At 64.6% G+C, this 5,191-nt stretch carries 4 protein-coding genes and 1 pseudogene; 1 reads left to right on the forward strand and 4 read right to left on the reverse strand.

Going from position 1 to position 5,191, the window contains the following annotated elements:
* The 3 genes and pseudogenes from ACEQXV_RS11505 to ACEQXV_RS11515 all read right to left on the reverse strand — a co-directional run.
* Window positions 1–250 (reverse strand): annotated as a pseudogene (locus ACEQXV_RS11505) (RNA degradosome polyphosphate kinase); the annotation flags it as partial.
* Between the two features lie 40 nt (window positions 251–290).
* Window positions 291–959 (reverse strand): DnaA ATPase domain-containing protein, encoded by a 669-nt coding sequence (locus ACEQXV_RS11510; protein ID WP_370269256.1) that lies wholly within the window; start codon window positions 957–959, stop codon window positions 291–293.
* Between the two features lie 4 nt (window positions 960–963).
* The gene (locus ACEQXV_RS11515) at window positions 964–2,082 is read right to left on the reverse strand and encodes an AI-2E family transporter (RefSeq protein WP_370269257.1); all 1,119 of its coding nucleotides are present in this window, start codon (window positions 2,080–2,082) and stop codon (window positions 964–966) included.
* A 182-nt stretch (window positions 2,083–2,264) separates the two neighbouring features.
* Here ACEQXV_RS11515 and nhaA point away from each other — a divergent pair, with 182 nt between their 5' ends.
* Entirely contained in the window at window positions 2,265–3,449 is a 1,185-nt protein-coding gene (nhaA, locus tag ACEQXV_RS11520; RefSeq protein ID WP_370269258.1) for a Na+/H+ antiporter NhaA, read from the forward strand.
* A 69-nt stretch (window positions 3,450–3,518) separates the two neighbouring features.
* On the opposite strand, the gene scpA is transcribed toward nhaA, so the two are convergent.
* Window positions 3,519–5,191: methylmalonyl-CoA mutase (gene scpA, locus ACEQXV_RS11525; RefSeq protein WP_370269260.1), on the reverse strand; the 1,673-nt coding region annotated here is incomplete at its 5' end.

The raw sequence follows: 5,191 nt of genomic DNA on the forward strand, positions 1-5,191 counted from the left end.
CGTTGGCCAGCTCGCGCAGGCCCGCGACGCGCACGGTATAGAACTCGTCGAGGTTGGCGGCCGAGATCGACACGAAGCGCACGCGTTCCAGAAGCGGCACGCGGGGGTTGTCGGCCTCTTCCAGCACACGCCAGTTGAAGGCCAGCCAGCTGAGCTCGCGGTTGAAAAAACGCTGCGGCCCCGTGGTCTGCGCCTCGGGCAGCTTGACGGGTGCGGGCAGGGGCGCATTGAGAAAATCAGCGTCGATCATGGCTGTGCGGTAATGCTCGTTCATGACGACAAGGTGACACTCAATCGCCGATCTCTGCAAGAAGCGCCGCGATCATCGGCTTCGTGGGGCGCGATTTGTCGCGCAAGGCACGCGTGTCGATGGCTTCGACAAGGGCGCGCGCGGCGGCGAAACTGCGTTCCATTCGCAGCACCGCGTATGAGATCAGGTCGGGCCCGAGCGCCAGTTGCCTGTCGGCGGCCAGCTTGACCATCACCGCGGACAAAAGCGCATCGTCAGGCCCATCGAGCTTCACCACACCCGCCTGCTGCATGCGGCTGGCCAGGTCGGGCAGCGACAGGGGCCAGCGGGCCGGGGCCGCGCGGGCGGTCAGCAAAAGCCTTCCCCCCTGCCCGACAACCGCGTTGTGCAAATGGAACAGGGCGGTTTCACTTTCTTTGTCCGCGATCCTGTCGGCATCTTCGACGACCAGCGCCGAACCGACCGTGTCGGGCCTTCGCGCGGCGATGGTGTCCGGGCCGATCACCTCTGCGCTGCTCATCCCGGCCCAGACATGGGCAAGATGCGTCTTGCCCGAAGCTTCGGGACCGACCAGGATCATCTTGCCATGGGGCCAGTCCTGCCAGGCTTCGATACCGGCCACGGCGGCGGCATTCGCGGCCGAGACGAAGAAGTCGTCCCGCCCGAGGGCGGTGCGCACGGGAAGATCAAGAAGAAGCTGTTCGGCCATGGGGTCAGGTTTCGTCGTCTTTGGCCCGGCCTTCAAGCCCTTTGTAGAGCCTGCCCTCGCGGTATTGCGCCGCGACGTAGCGCACCAGAACGCCGATCATCGCGGCCACGGGCACCGCGACCAGCATCCCAACGAAGCCGAAGACAGAGCCGAAAGCCGCCAGCGCGAAAAGGAGCCAGACCGGGTGCAGCCCGACCGAGCTGCCAACGAGATTGGGCGTCAGGATCTTGCCCTCGGTCACCTGGCCGATGGCGAAGATCACCGCCACGAGGCCGATGCGAAGCCAATCAGTTGCGATACGCACCGTTTCGCCGTCAACCACGGCGCTATGACCCCAGTACTGGAAGAGCGCCAGGCCAATGGCCAGCACGCCGCCCACCAGCGCACCCACATAGGGAATGAAGGTCAGCGCCCCGGCGACCAGCCCCACGATCAGGCCGAAATTCAGCCCCACGCTCATCAGCGCAATGGCATAAAACACCCCCAGGATCAGGCAGACCGTGCCCTGCCCGCGCACGAAGCTGGCCAGCGTCCGGTCGATCTCGGAAGCCAGCTGGCGGATCACCGGCGCATGGTCGCGCGGCAGCAGGTCGTCGATTGCCGCGATCATGCGGTCCCAGTCCAGAAGCAGGTAGAAGGCCACCACCGGCGCGATGACCAGCACCACCACGCTGTTGATGGCGGCACCTGCCGAGGACAGCACCGAGGAAATCACGGTGCCGATCTGGCTGCGGGCCGAGGCCAGCACATCGGCGATAGTCTGGCGCGCGGCAGAGTCTTCCTGGATCAGCGTCGGGAACCGCTCGACCAGGACATCACGCACGCTCTCGTAAAGGTCCGGCGCGGCCTGAACCAGCGCGATCACCTGCCCCACCAGCATCGGCAGGACCAGGACCAGCGCCAGAAGGAAGAACAGCACCGCGAAGGCGAAGATCACGACCGTCGCCCAGGCCCGCGTAAAGCCCCGCTCTTCCAGCCGGTCGGCCAGCGGGTCCAGCACATAGGCAATCGCGCCGCCCACCACGAAGGGCAGCAGCACCTGGCCAAGAGACCACATCAGCACCAGGAAGAGCGCGGCGGCCACGCCCCAATAGGTCGCTTGCTGTTTCACTGGCAGAGCCATATCGGCCTTCGTCCTTCCATCGGGGCACGCACTGGCCCCAAGCTGCCCTTGCCCCCCCGCCTTTTCAAGCCGCCACATGCGTTTTTGCAACTTTTGGCCATAATTCCTGACCAAAACCTTTGACTATTTCGAAAGAGACCCCATGTGGCAGGGGCGAACAGATTAAATTTTCAGGGGACGACATGCTACTGCGCGCCATAGACCGGTTCTTTTCACACGAGGCATCGGGCGGCATTCTTCTGGGCCTTTCGGCCATTGCCGCCCTGATCGTGGCCAATTCCGCCCTTCAACCCAGCTATGACTGGCTGCTCAACCTGCCCTTCGCGGTGACGCTTGGCGGCGAAGGTCTGGAAAAACCGCTGATCCTGTGGATCAACGACGGCCTGATGGCGGTCTTCTTCTTCCTCATCGGACTGGAGCTGAAGCGCGAGATCCTGGAAGGCAAGCTGAAGAACCCGCGCGACGTGATCCTGCCCGGCCTTGCCGCCGTGGGCGGCATGGCGGTTCCCGCGCGCGTCTACCGCTTCTTCAACTGGGGCAACCCCGACACGATCGGCGGATGGGCCATTCCGGCGGCCACCGACATTGCCTTCGCGCTTGGCGTGCTGGCCCTCGTGGGCAGCCGTGTGCCCGCCGCGCTCAAGGTCTTCCTGCTGACGCTTGCCATTCTCGATGACCTTGGGGCCATCGTGATCATCGCGCTGTTCTACACGGCCGAGCTCAAGGTGGATTACCTGTTCCTGTCGCTTCTGCCGCTTGGCGCGATGCTGTGGCTGAACCTCAAGGGCTCGCACCGCATGGCCCCCATTCTGCTGCTTGGCGTGGTGCTGTGGGTGCTGGTGCTGAAATCGGGCGTCCACGCGACGCTGGCCGGGGTCATCACCGCCTTCCTCATCCCGCTCAAGGACAAGTGGGGCAAGTCGCCCCTGCACGCGCTGGAACATGGGCTGTCGCCTTACGTGCTGTTCTTCATCGTGCCGGTCTTCGCCTTCGCCAATGCGGGCGTGTCGCTGGCCGGCATCGAACTGGGCGACATGCTGGCACCGCTTCCGCTCGGCATCGCGCTCGGCCTGATCCTGGGCAAGCAGATCGGCGTCTTCGGGGCCACTTGGGCCACGGTGAAACTGGGCTTCGCACAGCTGCCCCACGGCGTGACCTGGGCGCATATCTACGGGCTGAGCTGCCTGGCCGGGATCGGCTTTACCATGTCGCTCTTCATCGGCTCGCTCAGCTTTGCCGACCCAGAACTGATGAACGCCGTGCGCCTCGGGGTGCTCTCCGGCTCGCTGATTTCGGGTGTGGTGGGCTTTGCCGTCCTCAGGATGAGCGCCACTGCCCAAGAAGAGGAAGCCGTGCCGGCAGAGTGATCCCTGAGGGGATGCGTCAAACAGGAAAGGCCCCGCGCAATGCGGGGCCTTTTTTTGTTTCATACTGGCTCAGGCCCGCGTCTCGCGCACGATGTCGAGGATCTTCTTTGCCGCTTCCGGGATGTTCGTCCCCGGCCCGAAGATCGCCTTCACGCCTGCCTTGTAGAGGAACTCGTAATCCTGCTGCGGAATGACCCCGCCGCAGATCACGATGATATCGCCCGCGCCTTCCGCCTTCAGCGCCTCAATGAGCTTGGGCGCCAGCGTCTTGTGACCGGCGGCCTGCGACGAGATCCCGACGATGTGCACATCGTTGTCGATCGCGTCCTGCGCGGCCTCTTCGGGCGTCTGGAAGAGCGGACCCACATCCACATCGAAGCCGATATCGGCGAAGGCGGTGGCGATCACCTTGGCACCCCGGTCGTGCCCGTCCTGGCCCATCTTCACGACCAGCATGCGCGGGCGGCGGCCTTCTTCCTCGGCAAAGGCTTCCACGTCCTTCTGGATCTGGGCAAAGCCCTCGTCGCCTTCGTAGGCCGCGCCGTAGACCCCGGCCAGCGTCTTCACCTCGGCCCGGTGACGGCCGAATTCCTTCTCCATAGCCATGCTGATTTCTCCGACAGATGCGCGGGCGCGGGCCGCTTCCACGGCCGCCTCCAGCAGGTTGCCGCCCTCCTTGGCGCGGCGCGTGAGCTCGGCGAGCGCGGCCTGGCAGGCGCCCTCGTCGCGGGTGGCGCGCATGGTTTCCAGCCGGGCGACCTGCGCCTGGCGAACGGCCACGTTGTCGACGTCGAGGATGTCGATCTCTTCTTCCTGGGCGAGCTTGTACTTGTTCACGCCCACGATCACTTCTTCGCCCCGGTCGATCATCGCCTGGCGGCGCGCCGCCGACTCCTCGATCCTGAGCTTGGGCATGCCCGAGGCCACGGCCTTGGTCATGCCGCCCATTTCCTCGACCTCTTCGATGAGCGCCCAGGCCTTCTCGGCCAGTTCGGCAGTCAGGCTTTCGACGTAGTAGGAGCCCGCCAGCGGATCGACCACGTTGGTGATGCCGGTTTCTTCCTGCAAGATGAGCTGCGTGTTGCGCGCGATCCGGGCCGAGAACTCGGTGGGAAGCGCAATCGCCTCGTCGAGCGCGTTCGTGTGCAGCGACTGCGTGCCACCAAGCGCCGCGGCCATCGCCTCGTAGGCGGTGCGGATCACGTTGTTGTAGGGATCCTGCTCCTGCAAGGACACGCCCGAGGTCTGGCAATGGGTGCGCAGCATCTTGGAACGCGGGTTCTTCGCGCCGAACTCGTCCATGATCCGATGCCACAGCAGGCGCGCAGCGCGCAGCTTGGCGGCCTCCATGAAGAAATTCATGCCGATGGCGAAGAAGAAGGACAAGCGGCCTGCGAACTTGTCCACGTCCATGCCCGCGTTCATCGCCGCGCGCACGTATTCGCGGCCATCGGCCAGCGTGTAGGCCAGTTCCTGCACCAGGTTCGCACCCGCCTCCTGCATGTGGTAGCCGGAGATCGAGATCGAGTTGAACTTGGGCATCTCGTTCGAGGTGTATTCGATGATGTCCGAGATGATCCGCATCGAGGGTTCGGGCGGATAGATATAGGTGTTGCGGACCATGAACTCCTTGAGGATGTCGTTCTGGATGGTGCCCGCCAGCAGCGACCTGTCATGGCCCTGCTCCTCACCGGCGACGATGAAGGAGGCCAGCACCGGGATCACCGCGCCGTTCATGGTCA

The organism is Nioella sp., assembly GCF_964229645.1.
Lineage (GTDB): Bacteria > Pseudomonadota > Alphaproteobacteria > Rhodobacterales > Rhodobacteraceae > Nioella.